This window comes from Telluria sp. LT1R51-2 (genome assembly GCF_059685775.1).
In genome coordinates, this window is the sequence record NZ_JCASIM010000001.1 from 46224 (window position 1) to 68669 (window position 22446).

At 63.8% G+C, this 22446-nt stretch carries 16 protein-coding genes; 11 read left to right on the forward strand and 5 right to left on the reverse strand.

What is annotated here, in order from left to right; genetic code table 11:
- The first annotated feature begins 2 nt into the window (after positions 1-2).
- The 6 genes from AC56LH_RS00220 to AC56LH_RS00245 all read left to right on the forward strand — a co-directional run bounded on the left by AC56LH_RS00220 (position 3) and on the right by AC56LH_RS00245 (position 6343).
- The gene (locus AC56LH_RS00220) at positions 3-2303 is read left to right on the forward strand and encodes a sensor histidine kinase (protein WP_499648335.1); all 2301 of its coding nucleotides are present in this window, start codon (positions 3-5) and stop codon (positions 2301-2303) included.
- Positions 2304-2499: 196 nt separating this feature from the next.
- Positions 2500-3270 (forward strand): response regulator, encoded by a 771-nt coding sequence (locus AC56LH_RS00225; RefSeq protein WP_499643021.1) that lies wholly within the window; start codon positions 2500-2502, stop codon positions 3268-3270.
- The gene (locus AC56LH_RS00230; RefSeq protein ID WP_499643023.1) at positions 3270-3719 is read left to right on the forward strand and encodes a GTPase; all 450 of its coding nucleotides are present in this window, start codon (positions 3270-3272) and stop codon (positions 3717-3719) included. Before AC56LH_RS00225 ends, AC56LH_RS00230 begins: the two co-directional genes overlap by 1 nt.
- 122 nt (positions 3720-3841) lie before the next feature.
- Entirely contained in the window at positions 3842-4099 is a 258-nt protein-coding gene (locus tag AC56LH_RS00235) for a BTH_I0359 family protein (protein ID WP_343024945.1), read from the forward strand.
- 80 nt (positions 4100-4179) lie between these two features.
- Positions 4180-4968: a class II glutamine amidotransferase gene (locus tag AC56LH_RS00240; RefSeq protein WP_499643025.1), complete on the forward strand. Its 789-nt coding sequence runs from the start codon at positions 4180-4182 to the stop codon at positions 4966-4968.
- A 97-nt stretch (positions 4969-5065) separates the two neighbouring features.
- Positions 5066-6343, forward strand: coding sequence for an EAL and HDOD domain-containing protein (locus tag AC56LH_RS00245; protein WP_499643027.1), 1278 nt, complete (start codon positions 5066-5068; stop codon positions 6341-6343).
- Positions 6344-6596: 253 nt separating this feature from the next.
- On the opposite strand, the gene metH is transcribed toward AC56LH_RS00245, so the two are convergent.
- On the reverse strand, positions 6597-10367 hold the full coding sequence (gene metH, locus AC56LH_RS00250) for a methionine synthase (RefSeq protein ID WP_499643029.1): 3771 nt from the start codon (positions 10365-10367) through the stop codon (positions 6597-6599).
- Between the two features lie 233 nt (positions 10368-10600).
- Here metH and AC56LH_RS00255 point away from each other — a divergent pair, with 233 nt between their 5' ends.
- Positions 10601-10831 carry a BrnA antitoxin family protein gene (locus AC56LH_RS00255; RefSeq protein ID WP_499575467.1) on the forward strand — a complete coding sequence of 77 codons (231 nt, stop codon included), beginning with the start codon at positions 10601-10603 and terminating at the stop codon, positions 10829-10831.
- Between the two features lie 96 nt (positions 10832-10927).
- Here AC56LH_RS00255 and fmt read toward each other — a convergent pair whose 3' ends face one another.
- Together fmt and def are read right to left on the reverse strand one after the other, a co-directional pair.
- On the reverse strand, positions 10928-11875 hold the full coding sequence (fmt, locus tag AC56LH_RS00260; protein WP_499643031.1) for a methionyl-tRNA formyltransferase: 948 nt from the start codon (positions 11873-11875) through the stop codon (positions 10928-10930).
- Entirely contained in the window at positions 11875-12414 is a 540-nt protein-coding gene (gene def, locus AC56LH_RS00265; RefSeq protein WP_183556720.1) for a peptide deformylase, read from the reverse strand. Before def ends, fmt begins: the two co-directional genes overlap by 1 nt.
- A 281-nt stretch (positions 12415-12695) precedes the next feature.
- On the opposite strand from def, the gene AC56LH_RS00270 reads away from it, so the two are divergent.
- The 4 genes from AC56LH_RS00270 (at position 12696) to AC56LH_RS00285 (ending at position 18530) form a co-directional block, all read left to right on the forward strand.
- On the forward strand, positions 12696-13817 hold the full coding sequence (locus tag AC56LH_RS00270) for a LysM peptidoglycan-binding domain-containing protein (RefSeq protein WP_499643033.1): 1122 nt from the start codon (positions 12696-12698) through the stop codon (positions 13815-13817).
- A gap of 31 nt (positions 13818-13848) precedes the next feature.
- The gene (gene dprA, locus AC56LH_RS00275) at positions 13849-14955 is read left to right on the forward strand and encodes a DNA-processing protein DprA (RefSeq protein WP_499643035.1); all 1107 of its coding nucleotides are present in this window, start codon (positions 13849-13851) and stop codon (positions 14953-14955) included.
- Positions 14956-15157: 202 nt separating this feature from the next.
- Positions 15158-15616, forward strand: a complete 459-nt coding sequence (locus AC56LH_RS00280; protein ID WP_183556726.1) for a Smg family protein — start codon at positions 15158-15160, stop codon at positions 15614-15616.
- Between the two features lie 244 nt (positions 15617-15860).
- Positions 15861-18530, forward strand: coding sequence for a DNA topoisomerase III (locus tag AC56LH_RS00285; RefSeq protein WP_499643037.1), 2670 nt, complete (start codon positions 15861-15863; stop codon positions 18528-18530).
- Between the two features lie 71 nt (positions 18531-18601).
- Here the strand turns inward: AC56LH_RS00285 and AC56LH_RS00290 are convergent, their stop codons facing one another.
- Positions 18602-18808 carry an addiction module protein gene (locus AC56LH_RS00290; RefSeq protein ID WP_332532557.1) on the reverse strand — a complete coding sequence of 69 codons (207 nt, stop codon included), beginning with the start codon at positions 18806-18808 and terminating at the stop codon, positions 18602-18604.
- A gap of 43 nt (positions 18809-18851) precedes the next feature.
- Complete coding sequence (locus AC56LH_RS00295; protein WP_499643039.1) at positions 18852-22445, reverse strand: ABC transporter permease/M1 family aminopeptidase; 3594 nt, start codon at positions 22443-22445, stop codon at positions 18852-18854.
- Between the last annotated feature and the right edge of the window lies 1 nt (position 22446).

Sequence of the window (22446 nt, forward strand, 5' to 3'; positions counted from 1 at the left end):
TGATCAGCGGTGGGGTGCGCTATGCGCTGATCGTCGGCGGCGCGATCGTCTCGATCCTGCTGTTCCTGCTGGCCGGTGCGTCCGACAATTCCGGCTTCTTCGGCCGTTACTACAGCTGGCTCCTGGGCCTGACCGCCGCGATGGCGTTCCTGCTCCTGATCGTTGTCGTCGTGGCGCTGGGGCGCCTGTATTCCCGCTACAAGGCCGGCAAGTTCGGCTCCCGGCTCATGGCCAGGCTGGTGCTGCTGTTTGCCGGCATCGGCATCCTGCCCGGTCTCGTGATCTTCATCGTCTCCGTGCAGTTCGTGTCGCACTCCATTGACTCGTGGTTCGACGTCAAGATCGAATCGGCCATCGAATCGGGCCTGAACCTGGGCCGCGCCGCGCTTGACGAATCGCTGTCCGAACTGGGCGCCACCGCGCAGACCGCCGCCGCCACGCTGGCAGGGCAGAGCGACATGACCGCGCAACCCGTGCTGGCGCGCCTGCTGGCTGACACCAGCGGCCTGCAGAGCGTGATGCTGGTCGACGCCAACGGCGCCGTGCTGTCGGCCGCCACTGAAGACCGCGGCGCCAACCTGGCTGCCGACGCACCCAATGAACGCATGCTGCGCAGCGCCGGCATGCCGGGCGGGTACGCTCAGGCCGAGGGCGGCGTGGGTCCTGCCGATGCGGGCGACGAGGCCGCAGACGGCGCCTCGAATGCGCTCGACGCCGTGACCGGCCTGCGCCTGCGGGTCGTGATGGCCGTGCCCGAACCACCTGGCGTGCAGCAGCGCTACCTGCAACTGCTGCAGGCGGTGCCGGTCGGCCTGGCCTCGAATGCCGAGGTGCTGCGCTCGGCCTCCACCGAATACCGGCTGCGCCTCGAAGCGCGCACCGGCCTGCGCAAGATGTACATCGTGACCTTGACCCTGACGCTGCTGCTGGCAATCTTCGGGGCGATCGGCAGCGCTTTTCTCATCGCCGGCAATCTCGCGCAGCCGCTGCTGGTGCTGGCCGAGGGCACGCAGGCGGTGGCCGAGGGCGACCTGTCGCCGCGCCCGATCGTCGAGACCAACGATGAACTGGGCACCTTGACCCGATCCTTCAATGCGATGACGGGCCAGCTGTTCGAAGCCAGAAGCGCCGTGGAGCGCAACCGCGCCGCGCTGCAAAGCGCCAAGGCCCACCTGGAGTCGGTGCTGGCGAATATGTCGGCCGGCGTGATCGTGCTCGATGCCGAGGGCATCGTGGTCAACTCGAACGATGCCGCCTACCGCATCCTGCAGATCGAGCCGGGCGCGATGGCGGGGCCGCTGAACCGCATCGCCGGCCTCGAACATTTTTCGAACACGGTGGCGCGCTCGTTCTCGGCGCAAAGCGCCCACGTGGCGGCCGAGCGCCGCAAGCGCGCGCACTGGCAGCAGCAGATCGAGATCCCACGCGACGCCCAGCGCAAGACCGGCGCCGCCGACGAACAGGAGCACGACATCGTGCTGCTGGCGCGCGGCTCGCGCCTGCCGGTGGGCGCCGACAGCGGCTTCATCGTCGTGTTCGACGATATCTCGGACGTGATCACGGCCCAGCGCTCGGTGGCCTGGGGCGAGGTGGCGCGCCGCCTGGCCCACGAAATCAAGAATCCGCTCACGCCGATCCAGCTGGCGGCCGAACGCATGCAGATGAAGCTGGCCGAACACCTGCCGCAAGCGCAGGCTGACCTGCTCCAGCGCGGCACGACCACGATCGTCAACCAGGTCGATGCGATGAAGCGCATGGTCGACGACTTCCGCGACTATGCGCGCACGCCGCCGGCGATGCTCGACCAGCTCGACCTGAATGGCCTGATCGCCGAGATCCTGAGCCTGTACCTGGCCGACGACGGCAGCGACATCATCCATGCGAACCTCGCGCCGGACCTGCCGCGCGTGATGGGCGACGCGACCCAGTTGCGCCAGGTGATCCACAACCTGGTCCAGAACGCGCAGGATGCATTGGTCGAGCGCGGGCCGGATGCGCCAGCGCCGCGTGTGGACATCACGACCGAGGCGATCCAGTACACGGGCACCGGTGGCTTTGCCGGCACCGCAGTGCGCCTGGCGATCGTCGACAACGGGCCCGGTTTCGCGCCCCGCATCCTGGCGCGCGCGTTCGAACCGTATGTCACGACCAAGGCGCGCGGCACGGGCCTTGGTCTCCCGATGGTCAAGAAAATCATCGACGAACACGGTGGCCGGATCGATGTCGGAAACCGCAGCGATGGAACTGGCGCAGCAGTGTCGATTTTGCTGTTAAAGTTAGCTCCCGAAGCAAGCTTGGCTTAAGGACAACTGAACAAGCGGCTGCGTGTTGTCCTGCCAATCGCACCGCCTGGCAGTACACTGCGCCGCGTTTGTCAGTACAGTGCGTTTTTCCGGCCGATCGTGGCTCCGCTCGTAATGGTTTTTCGAACTCCCCTTCAGTGCAAAAAACTTATAAAATTGCACACACGTCGGGTAGAAGATCAGGAAGGTAGAAGAGATGGCGAACATACTGGTAGTTGACGATGAAATGGGAATCCGGGAGCTGTTGTCCGAGATTCTCGGTGACGAAGGTCATGCCATCACCCTGGCCGAGAACGCGCAGCAGGCGCGCGAGGCGCGCGCGGCCGGCGCCCCGGATCTCGTGCTGCTCGATATCTGGATGCCTGACACCGATGGCGTCACGCTGCTCAAGGAATGGCAGCGCGACGGCCTGTTGACCATGCCGGTCATCATGATGTCGGGTCACGCGACCATCGACACCGCAGTCGAAGCAACGCGCATCGGCGCGCTGAACTTCCTCGAGAAACCGATCGCGCTGCAAAAGCTGCTCAAGGCCGTGCAGCAGGGCCTGAGCCGCGCGCAGGAAGTCGCACGTGCGCCGATGGCGCCACCGCGCCCGATTGCCCCGAGCGTGCCGAGCATGGGCCTCGATGGCGGCAGCGCTGCGTCGGCATCGGCCTCGCCGTCGGCGCCGATGTTCGCATCGGCCAATGCACAACCGGGCCTTGGCGCGCCCCTTGGCAATGGTGCGCGCCTCGTGCATGCCATGTCGCAGGGCGAGGGCACCGGCTACACGCTGTCGTTCGACCTGCCGCTGCGTGAAGCACGCGACGCGTTCGAGCGCATGTACTTCGAACACCACCTGGGCCGCGAAGGTGGCAGCATGACGCGCGTGGCCGAAAAGACGGGCCTGGAGCGCACCCACTTGTACCGCAAGCTCAAGCAGCTTGGCGTCGAGCCGGGCAAGCTGGCCAAGAAAGGGGGCTGATGGCCCGCGCGGCCACCAGTCTCGTTACCGGTTCGACGGCGGCAGCGCGCGAAGGGGCCATTGCGGCGCTGTTGGCCGCGCCCTTCGACGCGGCGTCTGCGGCGTCTGCGTCCGTCAGTGGCCTGCCCGCTGACGCACTGGCCTCGCCGGCAAGCCGCCTGCCGGCGCCTGCCATTCCGTTCGACGCTGTCATCCTCGAAGGCCTGGGCGTGGCCGCCACGCCGCTCGAATCCGCTCCCAACCTGCAGGTCATGCGCATCGCCCCGGGCTGCCTGTGCTGCGACGGCAATCTGGTTTTGCGTGTAACATTGAATCGTCTGCTGCGCCAACGCCCTCGGCGCCTGTTCATCGGTCTGGCGAGCAGCGAACACCTTGATCAGTTGCGATCGTGGCTTGCAGCACCGCCATACGATCAGCTGTTGGCCCTGGAACCTGTCGTGCACGCCTGAGCTTTACCGGCGCGTTCACTTGAAATCCAGCCGGCCAGCCCCACCTCTTTATCGAAGTGAACAGCCTGCCATTTGCCGCCACCCGGCAGGTTGGCACCAACTTTCTGATCGAAGGAGTCAACATGAACATGATCTACAACAGTGAACAGTACAGCGTCGTCGAATTTGGTGTCGACCGTGAACTCGAAGCACTGCGCTTTGGTGGCTTCGAGATCGTTGACAAGACCGGCCGGCGCGAAGCGTTCATCGGCGGCCGGCTCGCGCAATCGTTCCGGCGCGATGTCAACAACCTGATCGCAAGCGAGCCGACGATGGAAGAAATCGACGAATTCCTGGGCGAGTACGACACGCTCATGAGCCAACCGGTGGTGCTGCATTAAGCCGCTGGTGAAGTACTCGCCGCGCCATCTCCTGCCAGGGTGATGGCGCTTTCATTTCAGTAGCATACGAAGCTGTACCCATGTGCCAGTTACTTGGAATGAACTGCAATGTCCCTACTGACATTGTCTTTTCTTTTACCGGCTTCGCCCACCGCGGCGGCCACACCGATACCCACCACGATGGCTGGGGGATCGCGTTCTTCGAAGGTACCGGCGTACGCCACTTCGTCGATCACCAGGCGGCAGTTGCTTCGCCGATCGCCGAGCTGATCAAGCGTTACCCGATCAAGTCCACCAACGTTATTGCCCATATCCGCAAGGCCACCGTCGGCCAGGTGGCGCTCGAAAACTGTCATCCGTTCGTGCGCGAATTGTGGGGCCGCTACTGGGTGTTTGCCCACAACGGCGACCTCAAGGGATTTGCACCCGTGCTCGATGGCGCATTCCGGCCTGTCGGCACGACCGACAGCGAGCTGGCGTTCTGCTTCCTGCTGCAAAGCCTGCGTCGCGAGTTTGGCGATACGGCGCCCACACGCGCGGCGCTGGCCGGTGCGCTCGAACGCATCATTCCCGGCATTGCCGCCCATGGGACCTTTAACATGATGCTGTCGGATGGTACGGCGCTGTACACGCATTGTTCGACCAAGCTGTGTTACGTCGTGCGCAAGCACCCGTTCGTGACGGCCTGCCTGTCGGACGAAGACCTGTCGGTCGACTTTTCTCAGGTAACGACCCCCGATGACCGGGTCGCGATCATCGTGACTGAACCGCTGACAATGAACGAGGTATGGACCCATTTCGCGCCTGGCGAGCTGAAAGTGTTCGTCGATGGCTTGCCGCAGGACGTGGCGACACTGTCACCGAGTTGATCGTTCCCCAACATTCTCACAAAAAATTTATTTTAGGAAACCCAACTGTCATTCGGATGCGGTAAAGTAGATTGGTTGCCGCGATATTGAGAATGACATGACCGATACAGCCCGCCTCGACGAGGCATCCCAGCCACTGCGCATGCGCAATTTCTTCTTGGCGCGCCAGCCGGTGCTGGACCGTAACCAGGCTTTGTTTGGTTACGAGCTGCTGTTCCGGGGCAGTGCCCAGGGGCCAGCCGAATTCGAATCCGGCCTGTCGGCCAGCGCCAGCGTCATCCACCATGCGTCCCAGCTCGGCCTGCCGCGCGCCATTGGCGATGCGACCGCGTTCATCAATGTCGACAAAGAGGCGCTGATGAGCGACATGTTTGCGTTCATGCCGCGCGAGCGCACGGTGCTGGAGATCGTCAGCTCGGTCGAGCCCGATGTTGACGTCATCAACCGCATGACGCATCTGGCAGCGCACGGCTTTCGCTTTGCTGCCGAAGCCTCGGCCCATGGCGCGGCGCTATCGCGTTTGCTGCCGGTGATCGACTTCGTCAAGATGGACCTGCGCGCGCTGCCGCTCGTGACGATGCTGTCGCTCGCGCCGCGCCTGCGCACCACCGGCAAGCGGCTGGTGGCAGAGAAGGTCGAGAACCTTACCGAATACCGTACTTGCCTGGACGTCGGCTTCGACTATTTCCAGGGCTATTATTTTGCCAAGCCATCGGTGATTGCAGGGCGCAAGTTGTCGCCGTCGCAGACGACGGTGCTCGACCTGATGAACCTGATCATGTCGGATGCCGACAATGCCGAGATCGAGCAGGTGGTCAAACGCGAAGTGACGATTGGCCTGAACCTGCTGCGCCTGGTGAACACGCCGGCAGTGGGGGCAGGGCGCCGCATCGAATCGATCAGCCAGGCCCTGACCCTGCTGGGCCGGCGCCAATTGCAGCGCTGGCTGCAGATCCTGCTGTTTGCCGAGCCCGACGTGCGCGGCCACAGCCAGAGTCCGCTCCTGATGCTGGCCACGACGCGCGCACGCCTGATGGAGCTGCTGGCCCAGCGCATGCGCCCGGGGCAGCGCAACGTCGCCGACATCGCATTCACGGTCGGCATGATGTCGCTGATGGATACGCTGTTCTGCATTCCGATGCGCGACATCGTCGAACAGATCCCCGTGATCGACGAAGTACGCGCCGCGCTCCTGAGCCGCACGGGCTTCTTTGGCGAACTGCTCAAGCTGGCCGAATCGATCGAGCGCATGGACGACGAGCAGGACGATATGCTCGCTGGCCTCAAGTCACTGGCCTTCGACGGCGACGACCTGGCCGAACTCGAAGTGGCCGCATTTGAATGGAGCGACAAGGTCGTACGCTACGCTATCTAACGTCACCAGCAGCATCACCCAATCGGGCCGCCAGGAAACTGCCGGCCCGTTTCACATTCCCCGCCAGAAAAGCAATTACCCAACAATTAGGGTCAGAGTCGAATTGTTTGACAACTTTTCCAATCCGCATGGCCTTGAATGGCCGAGCCCGCTATTGGCGAAAGCAATTGCTCAATAATTCGACTCTGACCCTAATTAAAATTAGTGATCTGAAGGAAAATTACCGATTAATTCTACTCTGACCCTCATTGGGTCAGGAGAGGTTGGGGGCCAGGTGGCGTTCGACTTCTTGTTTGTCCATGTTGCGGCGGGTGGCCATGTCGGCGACCTGGTCGTTGCCGATCTTGCCGACGACGAAGTATTTTGAGTCGGGGTGGGCCAGGTAGAAGCCGGAGACCGCGGCGCCGGGATACATGGCGTAGGACTCGGTCAATTGCATGCCGATTTCTTCAGCTTGCAGCGTGGCGAACATGTCGGCTTTGACTGTGTGCTCGGGGCAGGCCGGGTAGCCTGGGGCGGGGCGGATGCCCAGGTATTTTTCGGCGATCAGCGCTTCGTTGCTCAGGTCTTCGCCGACGGCGTAACCCCACAGGTCGGTGCGCACGCGTTCGTGCAGATATTCGGCGAACGCTTCGGCCAGGCGGTCAGCCAGCGACTTGAGCATGATCGACGAGTAGTCGTCGTGCGCAGCTTCGAAACGCTGCTCGTGCTTTTCGATGCCCAGGCCTGCCGTCACGGCGAACATGCCGATGTAGTCGGCGACGCCGCTGTCCTTTGGCGCGATGAAGTCGGCGATGCACTGGTTCGGGCGCTGCTCGCCGTTTACCAGGGGTTTCACGCCCTGCTGGCGCAGGCCGTACCAGGTCAGCGCCACTTGCGAGCGCGTTTCGTCGGTGTAGATTTCGATGTCGTCGTCATGCACCGTGTTCGCCGGCAGCAGCGCGATGACGCCGTTGGCCGACAGCCAGCGGCCTTCGATGATCCGCTTGAGCATTGCCTGGCCTTCGGCAAACACCTTGCTGGCGGCGTCGCCCACCACCGCATCGGTGAGGATGCCGGGGAACGGGCCGGCCAGGTCCCAGGTCTGGAAGAACGGGCCCCAGTCGATGTAGCGCGCGATCATGCCCAGGTCGACATTTTTGAAGATGCGCCGGCCAATGAACTTTGGTTTTACCGGTGCGAAATCGAGGCGCGCCTTGTTGGCGCGGGCCTGCTCGAGCGTGAGCATCGGCAGCGCCTTCTTGCTGGCGTGCTGGATGCGGATACGTTCGTAGTCCTGCGCCAGTTCGATGATATAGGCGTCGCGCGTGTCGTCCGTGACCAGCGACTGGCCGACCGACACCGAACGCGATGCATCCGGCACGTACACGACCGGGCCGTCGTAGAACGGCGCGATCTTCACGGCCGTGTGCGCGCGGCTGGTGGTCGCGCCGCCGATCAGGAGCGGCATCTTGCGGTCGCGGAAGTACGGATCGCGCTGCATCTCGCGCGCCACGTGCGCCATTTCTTCGAGCGATGGCGTGATCAGGCCCGACAGGCCCACCATGTCGGCGTTTTCTTCCTTCGCACGCGCGAGGATGTCAGCGCACGGCACCATCACGCCCATATTGACGATCTCGAAGTTATTGCACTGCATGACCACCGAGACGATGTTCTTGCCGATGTCGTGCACGTCGCCCTTGACGGTGGCGATCACCATCTTACCCTTGGGCTTGGAGACGATGCCGGTGCGCGCTTCTTCGAGTGCCTTTTCTTCTTCGATGAACGGCACCAGGTGCGCCACCGCCTGCTTCATCACGCGCGCCGACTTGACCACCTGCGGCAGGAACATCTTGCCCTGGCCGAACAGGTCGCCGACGATGTTCATGCCGTCCATCAGCGGGCCTTCGATCACGTGGATCGGGCGACCCTTTGACGCCAGCACTTGCTGGCGCATTTCTTCGGTGTCCTCGACGATCCACTGCGTGATGCCGTGCACCAGCGCGTGCGCCAGGCGCTGTTCGACCGCCGCTTCACGCCACTCGAGGTTCTGTTCCTGCTTGTTGCCGCCGGCTTTGAGCGTACCGGCGATCTCGATCATGCGTTCGGTGGCGTCCTTGCGGCGATTGAGCACGACGTCCTCGACGCGCTCGCGCAGTTCGGGCGCCAGGTTGTCGTAGACGCCGACCATGCCGGCGTTGACGATGCCCATCGTCAGGCCGGCCTTGATCGCGTGGTACAGGAACACGGTGTGGATCGCTTCACGTGCCGGATCGTTGCCGCGGAAGCTGAACGACACGTTCGACACGCCGCCCGAGATCTTCGCGTACGGCAGATTGTCGCGGATCCACTGGCACGCTTCGATGAAGTCGTTCGCGTAGTTGTCGTGCTCTTCGATGCCGGTCGCGATTGCGAAAATGTTCGGGTCAAAAATGATGTCTTCGGGCGGGAAGCCCACCTGCTCGGTCAGCACCTTATAGGCGCGGCCGCAGATCTCGGTCTTGCGCGCGAACGTATCGGCCTGGCCCTGTTCGTCGAACGCCATCACGATCACGGCCGCGCCGTAGCGGCGGCACAGGACCGCCTGGCGAATGAATTCTGCTTCGCCTTCCTTCATCGAGATCGAGTTGACGATCGCCTTGCCCTGCACGCACTTCAGGCCCGCCTCGATCACCGACCACTTCGACGAGTCGATCATCACCGGCACGCGCGAGATATCGGGTTCCGACGCGATCAGGTTCAAAAAGCGCGTCATGGCCGCCTGCGAGTCGAGCATCGCTTCGTCCATATTGATGTCGATGACCTGGGCGCCGTTCTCGACCTGCTGGCGCGCGACCGACAACGCCTCGTCGAACTGCTCGTTGAGGATCATGCGCGCAAACGCTTTTGAACCCGTCACGTTGGTGCGCTCGCCGACGTTGACGAACAGCGACGACTCGTCGATCGTGAATGGCTCCAGGCCCGACAGGCGCATCGCCACCGGAATCTCGGGGATCGTGCGTGGCGCGTGCTGCTCGAGGATGGTCGCGATCGCGTTGATGTGCTCCGGCGTCGTGCCGCAGCAGCCGCCGGCGATATTGATGAAGCCCGCGTCGGCGAATTCGCGCAGCAGCGCGGACGTGTCTGCGGGCAGTTCGTCAAAGCCCGTGTCGCTCATCGGGTTGGGCAGGCCGGCATTCGGGTAGATACAGACGAACGTGTCGGCGATGTTCGACAGCTCTTGCGCGTACGGTCGCATCAGGGCGGCGCCCAGCGCGCAATTCAGGCCAATCGTCAGCGGCTTGGCATGGCGCACCGAATTCCAGAAGGCAGGCACGGTCTGGCCCGACAGGATGCGGCCCGAAGCATCGGTCACGGTGCCCGAGATCATCAGGGGCAGGCGCGGCACATCCGGGTGTTCGTCGAAGTACAGGTCGATCGCAAACAGCGCCGCCTTGCAGTTCAGGGTATCGAAGATCGTCTCGACCAGCAGCACGTCGGCGCCGCCATCGACCAGGCCGCGCACCTGCTCATGGTACGACGCGACCAGCTGGTCGAAGGTCACATTGCGCGCCGCCGGGTCGTTCACGTCGGGCGATATCGAGGCGGTCTTGGGCGTCGGGCCCAACGCGCCGGCGACAAAGCGCGGCTTGTCTGGCGTCGAGTACTTGTCGCAGGCAGCGCGCGCGAGTCGGGCCGCTTGCACGTTCATCTCGTAAGCCAGGTGCGCCATGTGATAGTCGTCCTGCGCCACGCCGGTCGCGCCGAATGTGTTTGTTTCAAGCAGGTCGGCGCCGGCGGCCAGATAGCGTTCGTGGATTTCCTGGATGATCTGCGGCTGCGTCAGCGTCAGCAGCTCGTTATTACCCTTGACGAAGAGCTCGCGCGCGCCACTGCCTTCGGGCGCAGCGAAGGTTGCAAACCGCTCGCCGCGATACGCCGCTTCATCGAGCTTGTACTGCTGGATGATCGTGCCCATCGCGCCATCCAGGATCATGATACGGCGCGCGAGGATGTCACGCAGCTGGGTTTCGATCGGCGAAATGGCGTTGGAGCGGGCGTTCATGGTGAGGTCTTTCGAGGAGGGCGGCTTGAAGATTGCCTGTTGGGCGGTCTACGATTATACGCCAAGCCGTTGATATCGCTGAAAGTTGACCCTGTGTATGTATCCTTTTGTATGTAACATGGAATGTGTTACATGACGTTACAATTCACGGCTGTGCAGCAATCTTTACGTTACATGGTGAGACGACAATCAAGTCAAGCCACCGCGAGTGGCGTGAATAGATGGGATAACGCATGAACAAAGAATATCGACCGGACTGGGATCAGCCGATGGACCGCAACCCGGAGCCAGCAGCATCGTCGAAACCTCAAGTCGCCAGCAATGGTGTGAAACAGATCGTCACGATCCGCCTGGATGTGGATATGCTTGAATGGTTCAAGGCCGCAGGTCCTGGCTATCAGACCCGCATCAACCAGGTTCTGCGTGAACACATGGATGCCGAGCGTGATTCGCAGGCAGACTAAGCAGTTGCAAGGCGCCGGCGAGGCGCCTTTTTCATGGCGTGAAGACAAAAACGGCAGCCCGTGGGCTGCCTTGTCGTATCCGGAGCCCGTGCTTCGTTAGCTGAACTGCAGTCCCGTCAGCGCAAAACCCTTCAGGAATTCTGCTGCCGCCAGGCGCTTGCCGCCCGGTTTCTGCAGCTCGGTCAGGCGCAGCGCGCCCGTGCCACACGCCACCACGATCCCGCCCGCATCGGCCTGCAGCACCTGGCCCGGTGCGCCGCTGCCTTCCACTGCATCGGCGTGCCAGATCTTGACCGCCACGCCATCGACCACGCCATTCGCACCGGGGAACGGATTGAACGCACGGACCTTGCGCGCCAGGACGTCCGCTGGCAGTGCGAAATCGAGCTTGGCTTCTTCTTTCGTGATCTTGGCCGCGTAGGTCACGCCGGCCTCTGGCTGCGGTGTGGCCACCAGTTCGCCAGCGGCCATCTTGTGCAGCGCCTCGACGATCATGCGCGCGCCCAGCGCCGCCACCTTGTCGTGCAGCGTGCCGGTGGTGTCGGCGGCCTCGATCGGCAAGCCTTCCATCAGCAGCATCGGGCCGGTGTCGAGGCCTTCTTCCATTTCCATGATGGTCACGCCGGCGTCCACGTCACCCGCTTCGATCGCGCGGTGGATCGGCGCGGCGCCGCGCCAGCGTGGCAGCAGTGAGCCGTGAATATTAATGCAGGGGCGAATGTCGAGCGTGCTGCGCGGCAGGATCAGGCCATAGGCCGCCACCACCATCACGTCGTAGTCCAGTGCCAGCAGCTGCGCGTGGGCGACGCGTGCCTGTTCGGCGCGTTCGGGATCCTTGCTGTCAGTGCGCAGCGACAGCGGCTGCGCGACCGGCATGCCATGCGCCAGCGCGTATTGCTTGACGCTGGAAGCCTGCAACTGCATCCCGCGCCCGGCCGGGCGGTCAGGCTGAGTGAGCACCAGCGGCACGGTAAAACCGGCTTCGTGGATCGCACGCAGGGCGACGGCGGCAAACTCCGGCGTGCCGGCAAAAACGACCTTCATCAACGACGCGCGCCGCGCTGGGCTGCTTCACGCGCCAGGCCGCGCTCTTCCTTCTGCAGCTTGGCCTTGATGCGGTTGCGTTTCAGTGGCGACAGGTATTCGACAAACACCTTGCCCTTGAGGTGATCCATCTCGTGCTGAATACAGACGGCCAGCAGGCCATCGGCGTCGACCGTGAATTCCTTGCCCTCGAGATCGAAGGCGCGCACCTTCACGCGCGACGGCCGCTCGACGCCATCGTACACGCCCGGCACCGACAGGCAGCCTTCGTCGTACACGGCGCGCTCGTCGCTCGACCAGGTGATTTCAGGATTGATGAACACCATCAGATCGTCCTGCGCTTCGGTGACGTCGATCGTGACGACCTGCTCGTGCACGTCCACCTGGCTCGCGGCCAGGCCGACGCCAGGCGCGTCATACATGGTGTCGGCCATGTCGGCGACCAGGGTGCGCAGGCGCTCGGTGCCGAATTCGGTCACGGGCGTGGCAATCTTGTGCAGACGTGGGTCGGGATAGCGAAGGATGTCGAGTAGGGCCATGATCAGTTCGGATTTCGAGAGGTGGGTGCGGTTGACGGGGGGCTAGAGCGCGGGCAATTTCAGACAGCAAATGCGCCACACGCCCCGCAGGACAAACGCCGGTTTGTCTTGCTAGTTCAGGCAATTGTGTGCAGAATTTGATTCTATACAGCAACCCTTCCGTGGGCGGGGAGCGGTACGTCGTGATGCTTCTGGCGCCGCGGCCGGGCGCAATAGCCGCGCGGCCTGCAATCGTATTCGGATTTACGCTGTCTTAACGCCGGACTTAACGGACGTCTTCAATGAAAAATTTTAGCACAGTCATGGCCCATGCTGCAGCGGTGGCCTTGCTGGCCTGCGCCGCGAGCGTCCCCGCCGTGGCCCAGACGAATACCGCCGCCCCATCGGCGGCCTGCGCGTTCCGCCCCGACGCTCCTGACAAGCACGTCGTCGTCAAGCGCGACACCCTCTGGGACATTTCTGGCAAGTTCCTGCGCAACCCATGGTGCTGGCCGCAGGTCTGGGGCATGAACCGTGATGAAATTCGCAACCCGCACTGGATCTATCCGGGCCAGGTGATCTGGTTCGACCGCGCGCGCGGCCGCCTGTCGTTCAACCGGCCTGGCGAAGATGGCGATGGCCGCGGCCAGCCGCCGCTGACGCGCCTGTCGCCGCAGGTGCGCAGCGAAGGCACGGGCCAGGGCGCGGTGCCGTCGATCCCCGCCGGCGCCATCGAGCCGTACCTGACCCAGCCGCTGGTGGTCGAAGCCGACGAGCTGGCCGGCGCGCCGCGCATCGTCGCCTCGCAGGAAGGCCGTTTCTACCTGGGCATGGGCGACCGCGTGTACGTGCATGGCGCGCTCACGAGCGACACGGTGTACCAGGTGTTCCGCCCCGGCACCGTGCTGCGCGATCCGCAGACCGGCAAGGTGATGGCGCATGAAGCGGCCTTCCTGGGCAGCGTCAAGCTCGTTACCCCGGCCGGCCCGGGCGTCGATGCGCACACGTTCCAGGTCGTCGACACCGTGCGCGAAATGGGCGTGGGCGACCTGCTGGTGCCGCAGCCGCCCACGCCGGTGCGCAATTACGTGCCGCATGCGCCGCTGCAACCGATCGATGCGCGCGTGATGTCCATATACGCCGGCGTGACCTACGCCGGCCAGAGCCAGGTCGTCACTGTCAACCGGGGCGCGGTTGACGGACTCGATGTCGGCGCCGTGCTGCAGCTCTATCATGTCGGGAAGACTGTGGCCGACCCGGCGAGCCGGGGTTTCCTCGGCATGGGGCGTGCCCAGTTGAAAATGCCTGACGAACAAAACGGCAGCCTGTTCATCTTCCGCGTGTTCAAGAACGTCTCGTACGGCTTGATCATGACGGTGACAGCGCCCGTGCAAGTCGGCGACGTGGTCAAATCACCGGAGTAACCCCGCCGTGCAGGCCACGGACCCCCGCCCAATGCCCCATGAGCATGCCACCCCGATCGCCGACTGGCTGCGCCTGGAACAGGCCGACGGGGTAGGGCGCCGCAGCGTGCACGCGCTGCTGGCCGTGTTCGGCACCCCCGGTGCCATCCTGCGCGCTGGCCCCACAGCGCTGGGCGCCCATGTCACCCCTGCACAGGCACGCGCCATCTGCGCCCCCGTCACGCCCGCGCTGGCGGCCCTCATCGACGCCACGCTGGCCTGGCTGGCCGCGCCTGACCACCATCTCGTCACGTGCCACGATCCACACTATCCGCCGGCGCTGGCCGAGATTCCCGATCCGCCGCTGCTGTTATATGTCAGTGGCCGCGTGGAATTGCTGGCGCAGCCGCTCATTGCGGTCGTGGGCAGCCGCAATGCCAGCGTGCAGGGCAGGGTGGATGCCGAATCGTTCGCTGCGGCGCTGTCCGGCGCCGGGCTGTGCGTGGTGTCAGGGCTGGCGCTGGGGATCGATACAGCGGCGCACGAAGGCGCGCTGCGCGGCATTGGTTCGACAATCGCCGTCGTCGGCACGGGCCTGGACCGCGTCTATCCGGCGCGCAACCGCGCGCTGGCGCACCGGATCGCCGCGCAGGGCTGCATCGTCAGCGAATATCCGCTGGGCATGCCGCCGCTGGCCGCCAACTTCCCACGCCGCAACCGCATCATCAGCGGCCTGGCAGCGGGCGTGCTGGTGATCGAGGCGGCGGCGCAGTCCGGCTCGCTGATCACGGCGCAACTGGCAGCCGAGCAGGGCCGCGAGGTGTTCGCGCTGCCCGGTTCCATTCATTCGGCGCTGACCAAGGGCTGCCATCGCCTGATTCGCGAAGGCGCGCAACTGGTCGAGACGGTGGACGATGTGTTGATGGCCATGCGGCTGTCGCCGCTGGCAGGGTTGCCGCAGGTCGATGCCGCGGCGCCTGCGTCGGAGGACGACGCCATCCTGCTTGACGCTCTGGGCCACGAACCGGTCGCGCTCGACGAGCTGCTGGCCCGCCTCGTCATCGACCCCGGGGCCCTTGGCGCGCGCCTGCTCGAGCTGGAACTGGCCGGCCTCGTGACCCGGTTGCCGGGCGGCCGGATGCAGCGCATCTGGCGCTGAAAGGGCGTGTTTATGACCGACCATGACAACGGAGTCATGCTTCCCGATCTGTATTATGCGAATGGTATGTGCTTGTTTTTAATCATTATTAATAAGCTGGCTTATTGAACAAGGCTTGGATACAACGGTTTTTCCGTGGTGCGGCGTGGCTGGCGTGCTCCACTTGTGCCTCACGAAGTTTAGCTGCTACAGTAGCGTCACTATGTTCGACATCCTGGTCTATCTCTACGAGACGTACTACCGTCCCGACGCCTGCCCCGAGCCGGCAGCCCTGGCGCGCAAGCTCTCCGCCGTTGGTTTCGATGACATCGAAATCACGGAGGCGCTCGACTGGCTGGGCGGGTTGACCGACGCGCCGCTGCCCGAAACGATCGATGCGTCCACGGGCACCCGTTACTATGTCGACGAAGAATATATCGAGCTCGGCAGCGCAGCGATCGGCTTCATCGCCTTCCTCGAAAGCGCCAAGGTCCTGGGCCCGATCCAGCGCGAAATCGTCATCGAGCGTGCGCTCGCCTGCGACGAATCGCCCATTGCATTGAGCAAACTCAAGATCATCGTGCTGATGGTGCTGTGGAGTCAGGGCAAGGAGCCGGACGCGCTGATGTTCGACGATCTGTTCAGCGACGACGACGAGCAGGAGCCGCGTTTATTGCACTGAATTTGGTGCAATAATGGCAATAAACGAACGGGGCTGCGCGCCCCGTTTTGTATTTCCGGCCTGTCTGTCTGAATGCACCAGCGTGGGGCGGCCCCTTGCCGGAAGCGCGAAAACCCGCTTATCATTGGCCGCTTCATTCAGGACGTTACCAAACTGGCATGATGGCCAGAATTTCACCGGCGCCGGCCCGAGCATGTATGATGCGCAAGCCCCACACTATATAGACAGTACGACGAGAAACACTATGACCAAATCCCTCATCATCGCCGAGAAGCCGTCGGTCGCGAACGACATCGCCAAGACGCTGGGCGGCTTCACCAAGCACGATGAGTACTTCGAATCGGACGAATTCGTGCTCTCGTCGGCTGTTGGCCACCTGCTTGAAATCGCCGTGCCCGAAGAGCACGACGTCAAGCGCGGCAAGTGGAGCTTCACGCACCTGCCCATGATCCCGCCGTACTTCGCGCTCAATCCGATCGCCAAGACCGAATCGCGCCTGAAGGTGCTGAATCGATTGATCAAGCGCAAGGATGTCACGACGCTGATCAACGCATGCGATGCCGGGCGCGAGGGTGAACTGATTTTCCGCCTGATTGCGCAGAACGCGAAGGCCAAGCAACCGGTCAAGCGCCTGTGGCTGCAGTCGATGACGGCCGGCGCGATCCGCGACGGCTTCGCCAATCTGCGCAGCGACGAAGAAATGCTGCCGCTGGCCGATGCCGCGCGCTGCCGCTCCGAAGCCGATTGGTTGATCGGCATCAATGGCACGCGCGCCATGACGGCGTTCAACTCGAAAGAGGGCGGCTTCTACCTGACCACCGTCGGCCGCGTGCAGACGCCGACGCTGTCGATCGTCGTCGAGCGTGAAGAAAAGATCAAGAAATTCGTTGCCCGCGACTACTGGGAAGTGCGCGCCGAGTTCGTGTGCGCCGCCGGTATCTACGAAGGCCGCTGGCTCGACCAGAAGTTCAAGAAGGACGAGAACGACCCTGAAAAGCGCGCCGAACGCCTGTGGAGCAAGACCGCAGCCGACTCGATCGCCGCCGCCTGCCGCGGCAAGCAGGGCGCCGTCACCGAAGAATCCAAGCCGACCACGTCGATGGCGCCGGCGCTGTTCGACCTGACCAGCCTGCAGCGCGAAGCCAACGGCCGTTTCGGTTTTTCGGCCAAGAACACGCTGGGCCTGGCCCAGGCGCTGTACGAAAAGCACAAGGTGCTGACTTACCCGCGTACCGATTCGCGTCACTTGCCTGAAGACTATATTGCCACGGTCAAGGAAACGCTCGTCGCGCTGGCCGAGACCAACAACTACAATCAGTTCGCCAAGCAGGTGACCAAGGGCGGCTGGGTCAAACCGAACAAGCGCATTTTCGACAACACCAAGATTTCGGATCACTTCGCGATTATCCCGACCGGCATCGTGCCAAAAAATCTGTCCGAGCCGGAACAGAAACTGTACGACCTGGTCACGCGCCGTTTCCTGGCCGTGTTCTTCCCGGCCGCTGAATTTTTGGTCACCACGCGCTTCACCGAAGTCTCGGGCCACCAGTTCAAGACCGAAGGCAAGGTCATGACCAACCCCGGCTGGCTGGCCGTGTACGGCAAGGACCTGGGCGACGACAAGGATGGCGCCAACCTGGTGCCGGTGGCCAAGGGCGAGAAAGTCCTGACCGAGAAGATCACGGCCAACGCCCTGGTCACCAAACCGCCGGCGCGCTACAACGAAGCGACGCTGCTGTCGGCCATGGAAGGCGCTGGCAAGCTGATCGACTCGGACGAGCTGCGCGACGCGATGGCCGGCAAGGGCCTGGGCACGCCGGCAACGCGCGCCGCCATCATCGAGGGCCTGCTGACCGAGAAATACCTGCTACGCGAAGGCCGCGAGCTGATGCCGACCGCAAAAGCATCGCAGCTGATGACCTTGCTGCGCGGCCTGGGCGTGAATGAACTGACCGCGCCCGAGCTGACCGGCGAATGGGAATTCAAGCTCTCGCAAATGGAAAAGGGCAAGATCTCGCGTGAAGAATTCATGCGCGAAATTGCCCAGATGACCCAGATCATCGTCAAGCGTGCCAAGGAATACAGCAACGACACGATCCCGGGCGACTACGCGACGCTGACCACCCCGTGCCCGAACTGCGCGAGCGTGGTCAAGGAAAACTACCGCCGCTTTGCCTGCACCAAGTGCGATTTCTCGATGAGCAAGACGCCGGGCAGCCGCCAGTTCGAGATCAGCGAAGTCGAAGAGCTGCTTGAAAAACGCACGATCGGCCCGCTGCAAGGCTTCCGCTCTAAAATGGGCCGCCCGTTTGCCGCCATCCTGCGCATCGTGCGCGACGAAGAGATCAAGAACTTCAAGCTCGAGTTCGACTTTGGCCAGGACGATGAAGGCGCCGATGGCGAAGGCGTGGACTTTACCGGCCAGACGCCGGTCGGTCCGTGCCCGAAGTGCACCGGCGGCGTGTTCGAAATGCCATTGGCCTATGTGTGCGAACACAGCGTGGCCAAGCCAAAAACGTGCGACTTCCGCAGCGGCCGCATCATCCTGCAGCAGGAGATCCTGCCTGAACAGATGAGCAAACTGCTCAATGAAGGCAAAACCGACCTGCTGCCGGGCTTTGTCTCACAGCGCACACGGCGCGCGTTCAAGGCGTTTCTGGTACGTGGCAAGGACAACAAGATCAGCTTCGAATTCGAAGAGCGCAAGGCCAAGCCGGGCGCCAAGGTCAAGGCCGGCGCTGCCGATGGCGCCGTCGATGCCGATGCAGCGGTGGACGGTGCAGCCGCCCCAGTGAAGGCGGCGCGCAAGGCAGCCGCCAAGCCAGCGGCCAAGAAAGCACCTGCGGCCAAGAAGGCAGTGGCCAAGAAGCCGGCGGCCAAGAAAGCGCCTGCCAAGAAGGCAGCGGCGAAATAAACCAGCGCCTACCGGCGTAAAAAAACCGCGGCATGCCGCGGTTTTTTCTTTGTCGGACTAACCGAACGCTGTCAGTCCTGCCATTCCTTCAATGCGCGAATGGCTGCTTCGCCGTTGTGAATGGCTTGCACGCGCCGCACGACTTCGTTGCGCCACGCTTCATCGGCGTCCTGATCGGGCCCGTCGATGTCCTGCAGCAGCATGTGTAGTACTTGCTGCTTCTCTGTTGCGTTCAGCATCTGGATTTTTTCGGTAATCTCCGTGACCAGGTTTGACATGACGCTTCCTCCCCCATATTTTGATTTGATCATAGCGCGAGAACTACTGCTTGTCGACTGCCAACATATTGTCTCGCGGTTTTCGATCGATCAACTTGTTATCGGGATCGATGCCGGCACGCGCCGGGACGCCATCGACCACCAGCGTAATCTGCTGTTCGTCCTTGCTGACGAGGCGCCGTTCGCGCACTAACGGATTGCCATCGCTGTCGTCCACGCCGAATTCGATGAAGTCGTGCAGCAGCATCGGCTGCTCTTCGCCCTGGTCGGTAGCGCGCATCTTGCCGGCGCTGGCGCGGATCGTTACTTCGTACTTGCCATCCGCGCGCCGGCGCGCCGTGGCGCTGTCGGCCCGGTTCTCGTACAGCACGATCGATTCGAACAGGTCGTCGACCAGATAGGCCTTCGAAGGCGGCGTGACGGCGCGCAGGCCGTCGATCAGACTTGATGCGGTCGGGTAGGGCGGGCCCTGATAGCCGTGCCGCTCCAACAGGCCACGCAGCACGCCGTTGACCACATCCTCGCCCAGCATGTCCTGCATCAGGTACAGCGCCAGCGCACCTTTCTGGTACTGGATGTAAGGCTGCTGTTCGTTGAGCGCCAGCGGCGCTTCCTTGCGCTGCTCGTTTGCGCGGCCCCTCAGATAGCGGTCCAGGTCATAGCGCAGGAAGCGCCGCATCTTGCCCGCACCGTAGGCGCGCTGCATGACCATCAGCGCCATGTACTCGGACACGCCTTCGCTGAGCACTGTGCTGCCGCGCGTGTTGGCGCCGATGAGCTGGTGCCCCCACCACTGGTGCGCCGTCTCGTGCGCGGTGATGTAGAACGGGTAGTCGAGGTCTTTCGGCGAGCCGGGATCGATGCGCGCAATGAAGCCGGCGCTTTCCGAGAACGGGATCACGCCCGGGTAGGCGTGGGCCATATTGCTGTAACGGGGGAATTCGACGATGCGCAGTTCGCGCAGCGGGTAGCGTCCGAAGTTGCGCGCGCCGTAATCGAGACCGGCCTGGGCGCCGCGCACCATGCGCTCGACGTTCGCGTCGTGACCCGGGTGGTAATACACGTCGATCGTCACGTCCTGCCAGCGCTCGTGGCGCACTTCGTAGCGCGCCGACTGGAAGGCATAATTGTTCAGCATCGGGCGATCCATCTTGTAGCGGAAGTAGCGCCGGCCGTCCTGGCTCCATTCGCGCACCAGCGTACCTGGCGCCACCGCGATCTGGTCGGCACTTGTGCTGACGGTGGTCTCGAAGTCGATCCAGTCGGCGTCCATGCCCAGCAGGTGATTGGCGCGCGCCGCCGGATCGTCACGCGCGGCCATGCGCGCGCGCGGGGCCAGGCCGTGGCGGCGGCGATCGCGTTCGTCACGCAGTTCCACCGCCGGCTGGTAGCCGATGCGCGGCATGACGTCATCCGTGAAGAACGTGCCGTTGGCCACCACCGGCGTTTCGCTGCCCAGGCCGAGCAGGCCGCGCGGCGCGTAGTCGACGGTGAAGTCCAGCCCCATGCGCGCGCCCGGCGCCATCGGCGTGGTCAGACGGTAGCGATAGAAACCGCGCTCCGGGTCGCTCTCGGCCAGCGTTGCCGGCTGCGTGAACGTCACGTTCAGGCGTGCGCCGCGCTGCTGGTACAGCACCACGTCCGACAACGGCCGGCTGTTGCGGTTTTCGAGCTGATAGCTGCCTTTGACCAGCAGCGAACGCGCGGCGGGATGGATGGCCGTATCGAGCTTGATGGCCGAGATGCGCGGCTGCGGCAGGAACGCGGTGCGGTGGTAGCGTTGTTCGTAGTCGGCGCGCAGCTGTTCGGCCTGATGGGCGCTCAGGTAGCCGCCCTGCGCCATTTCCCAGGCCAGGAAAGCGCCGCTGCCCGCGAACACGACGGCGCCGGCGCCGATCGTGGCCAGCACCGGGAGGGTCAAGCTGCGCCGCGCCAACTGCAGGCGCTGGCGCCAGCCACTGTCGACGCCCCTTTGCCACAGCGCGCGCGCCGCGCCCAGCAGCATCAGGGCCGCGCCGCTCCAGTACAGCAGGTAGAAGCGCTCGCGCAGCAGGTAGTGGCCAAAGCCGTTCATCGCCGAATAGGTCAGGTCGGGCCAGACCGCGTACAGCACCAGCGGATGATCGAGACCTGCGCCATTGAAGGCGAGCGCCGCCAGCACCCAGCCGATCATGACGAAGTTGGCCAGGTATTTGTGGTTGACGATGACCTGCACTGCAATCGCCAGCACTGCGAGCAGCGCGAAGTGGGGCAGCATGATGGCAAACAGCGCCTGCAGATACAGGCCCGGTTCGAGCTGGAAGTACCCCTTGAACAGCTGGATCAGCATGGCCGTGACCATGGCAACGAGCAGCAGGCAGGCTTGCAGCCCGACCAGTGCCAGCGTCTTGCTGGCCAGCGGCAGCCAGCTTGGCACCGGCAGCGCATCGAGGATCTGGCTGGTGCGCATCTCACGCTCGCGCCAGACCAGTTCACCGGCATAGAAGATGGTCGTGATGATCACGAACAGGCCGGTCACATCGCGGATCAGCTCCAGCATCATGTAGGTGACGGGATACGTCGGCGTGCCATACATCGCGCCAAGGTCAAGCGCGCTGGCGATCAGTGCGAGCACGCCGGCCGTGGCCAGCGCCACGAAGTACGCGTTGCGGGTCGATTCGCGCAGCTCGCCCCAGCTTGATTTGACGAGCAGCACGGCCAGGCTGCGGGCCGCGAAATCCGGCGGCGTGCTGGTATCGCGCGCCGCCCGTGACAACGGCGGCGTCGGGCCGGACGGCGGCTCGGGCGCCAGCTTGCGGCGTGCACGTGTCTGGCTCTCCGTTTCGCCGACCGCCTGAAAACGCCAGTAGCCAAGCAGCAGCACCAGCAGCGAGAAGCCGGCCCAGATCACGCGGTTGACCAGATACACGTCGGTCAATGCAATCAGGCGCACGTTGCGCTCGGCCAGCGGCCAGTATTCGGTCAGGCGAATCAGGGCCGTGGTGCCGAACGGGTCGATCAGCGCGGCCAGCGTCTTGAAATCGAGGTCGCGCGCCAGCGACGGTGCAACCGTGTACCCGAGCGTCATGATCACGCTGGCCACGTACACCGGCAGCATGCGCCGGGTGAGGGCGGCCAGCACGAAGAAGATCGCGCCAAAGATGAACAGGTTGGGCAGGAGCGTGAACAGATAGGGCGTCAGCCAGGCCGCCAGCGGCGCGCCGCCGAGGCGATCGGGCGCGATCCCGGGCAGCATCGTGCCGAACCACAGGCCCAGCACGATGCCGGCGAAGATCACGGCCAGCGTGGCATACGCGCCCAGGAAGCGGCCGAACACGTAGTCGGCCTTGCGCAGCGGCGCGCTGAAAAAGAAGTGGTGCATCTCGTGCTCGAAATCCTGCTGCACCGCGCGGCCCATGACGGCTGCCGCGACGATGACCCCGAGGCTGCCGAGCATCGCCGTGGCCAGTGCGATCTGGCGCGGTCCGTCGATCGCGATGCGGGTGCCGAACGTGATCGACAGCTCACGAAACGCGCCGCCCGACGCCACCATCCACAGCATCCCGAGCGCCAGGAAGCCGGCGAAATACACCCAGGTCGAGAGCAACCGCAGGCGCTGCCTGGTCTCGAAACGGGCAATGACGAGCAGTGCGCGCACG

Excerpts from the sequence above, each read along its gene's own strand:
- AC56LH_RS00235 (WP_343024945.1), top strand. The coding sequence starts at position 3,842 with ATGAACATGATCTACAACAGTGAACAGTACAGCGTCGTCGAATTTGGT.
- AC56LH_RS00285 (WP_499643037.1), top strand. The coding sequence starts at position 15,861 with ATGACCAAATCCCTCATCATCGCCGAGAAGCCGTCGGTCGCGAACGAC.
- metH (WP_499643029.1), bottom strand. The coding sequence starts at position 10,367 with ATGAACGCCCGCTCCAACGCCATTTCGCCGATCGAAACCCAGCTGCGT.
- AC56LH_RS00290 (WP_332532557.1), bottom strand. The coding sequence starts at position 18,808 with ATGTCAAACCTGGTCACGGAGATTACCGAAAAAATCCAGATGCTGAAC.
- fmt (WP_499643031.1), bottom strand. The coding sequence starts at position 11,875 with ATGAAGGTCGTTTTTGCCGGCACGCCGGAGTTTGCCGCCGTCGCCCTG.
- AC56LH_RS00270 (WP_499643033.1), top strand. The coding sequence starts at position 12,696 with ATGAAAAATTTTAGCACAGTCATGGCCCATGCTGCAGCGGTGGCCTTG.
- AC56LH_RS00240 (WP_499643025.1), top strand. The coding sequence starts at position 4,180 with ATGTGCCAGTTACTTGGAATGAACTGCAATGTCCCTACTGACATTGTC.
- dprA (WP_499643035.1), top strand. The coding sequence starts at position 13,849 with ATGCCCCATGAGCATGCCACCCCGATCGCCGACTGGCTGCGCCTGGAA.
- AC56LH_RS00245 (WP_499643027.1), top strand. The coding sequence starts at position 5,066 with ATGACCGATACAGCCCGCCTCGACGAGGCATCCCAGCCACTGCGCATG.
- AC56LH_RS00280 (WP_183556726.1), top strand. The coding sequence starts at position 15,158 with ATGTTCGACATCCTGGTCTATCTCTACGAGACGTACTACCGTCCCGAC.
- AC56LH_RS00230 (WP_499643023.1), top strand. The coding sequence starts at position 3,270 with ATGGCCCGCGCGGCCACCAGTCTCGTTACCGGTTCGACGGCGGCAGCG.
- AC56LH_RS00255 (WP_499575467.1), top strand. The coding sequence starts at position 10,601 with ATGAACAAAGAATATCGACCGGACTGGGATCAGCCGATGGACCGCAAC.
- def (WP_183556720.1), bottom strand. The coding sequence starts at position 12,414 with ATGGCCCTACTCGACATCCTTCGCTATCCCGACCCACGTCTGCACAAG.
- AC56LH_RS00225 (WP_499643021.1), top strand. The coding sequence starts at position 2,500 with ATGGCGAACATACTGGTAGTTGACGATGAAATGGGAATCCGGGAGCTG.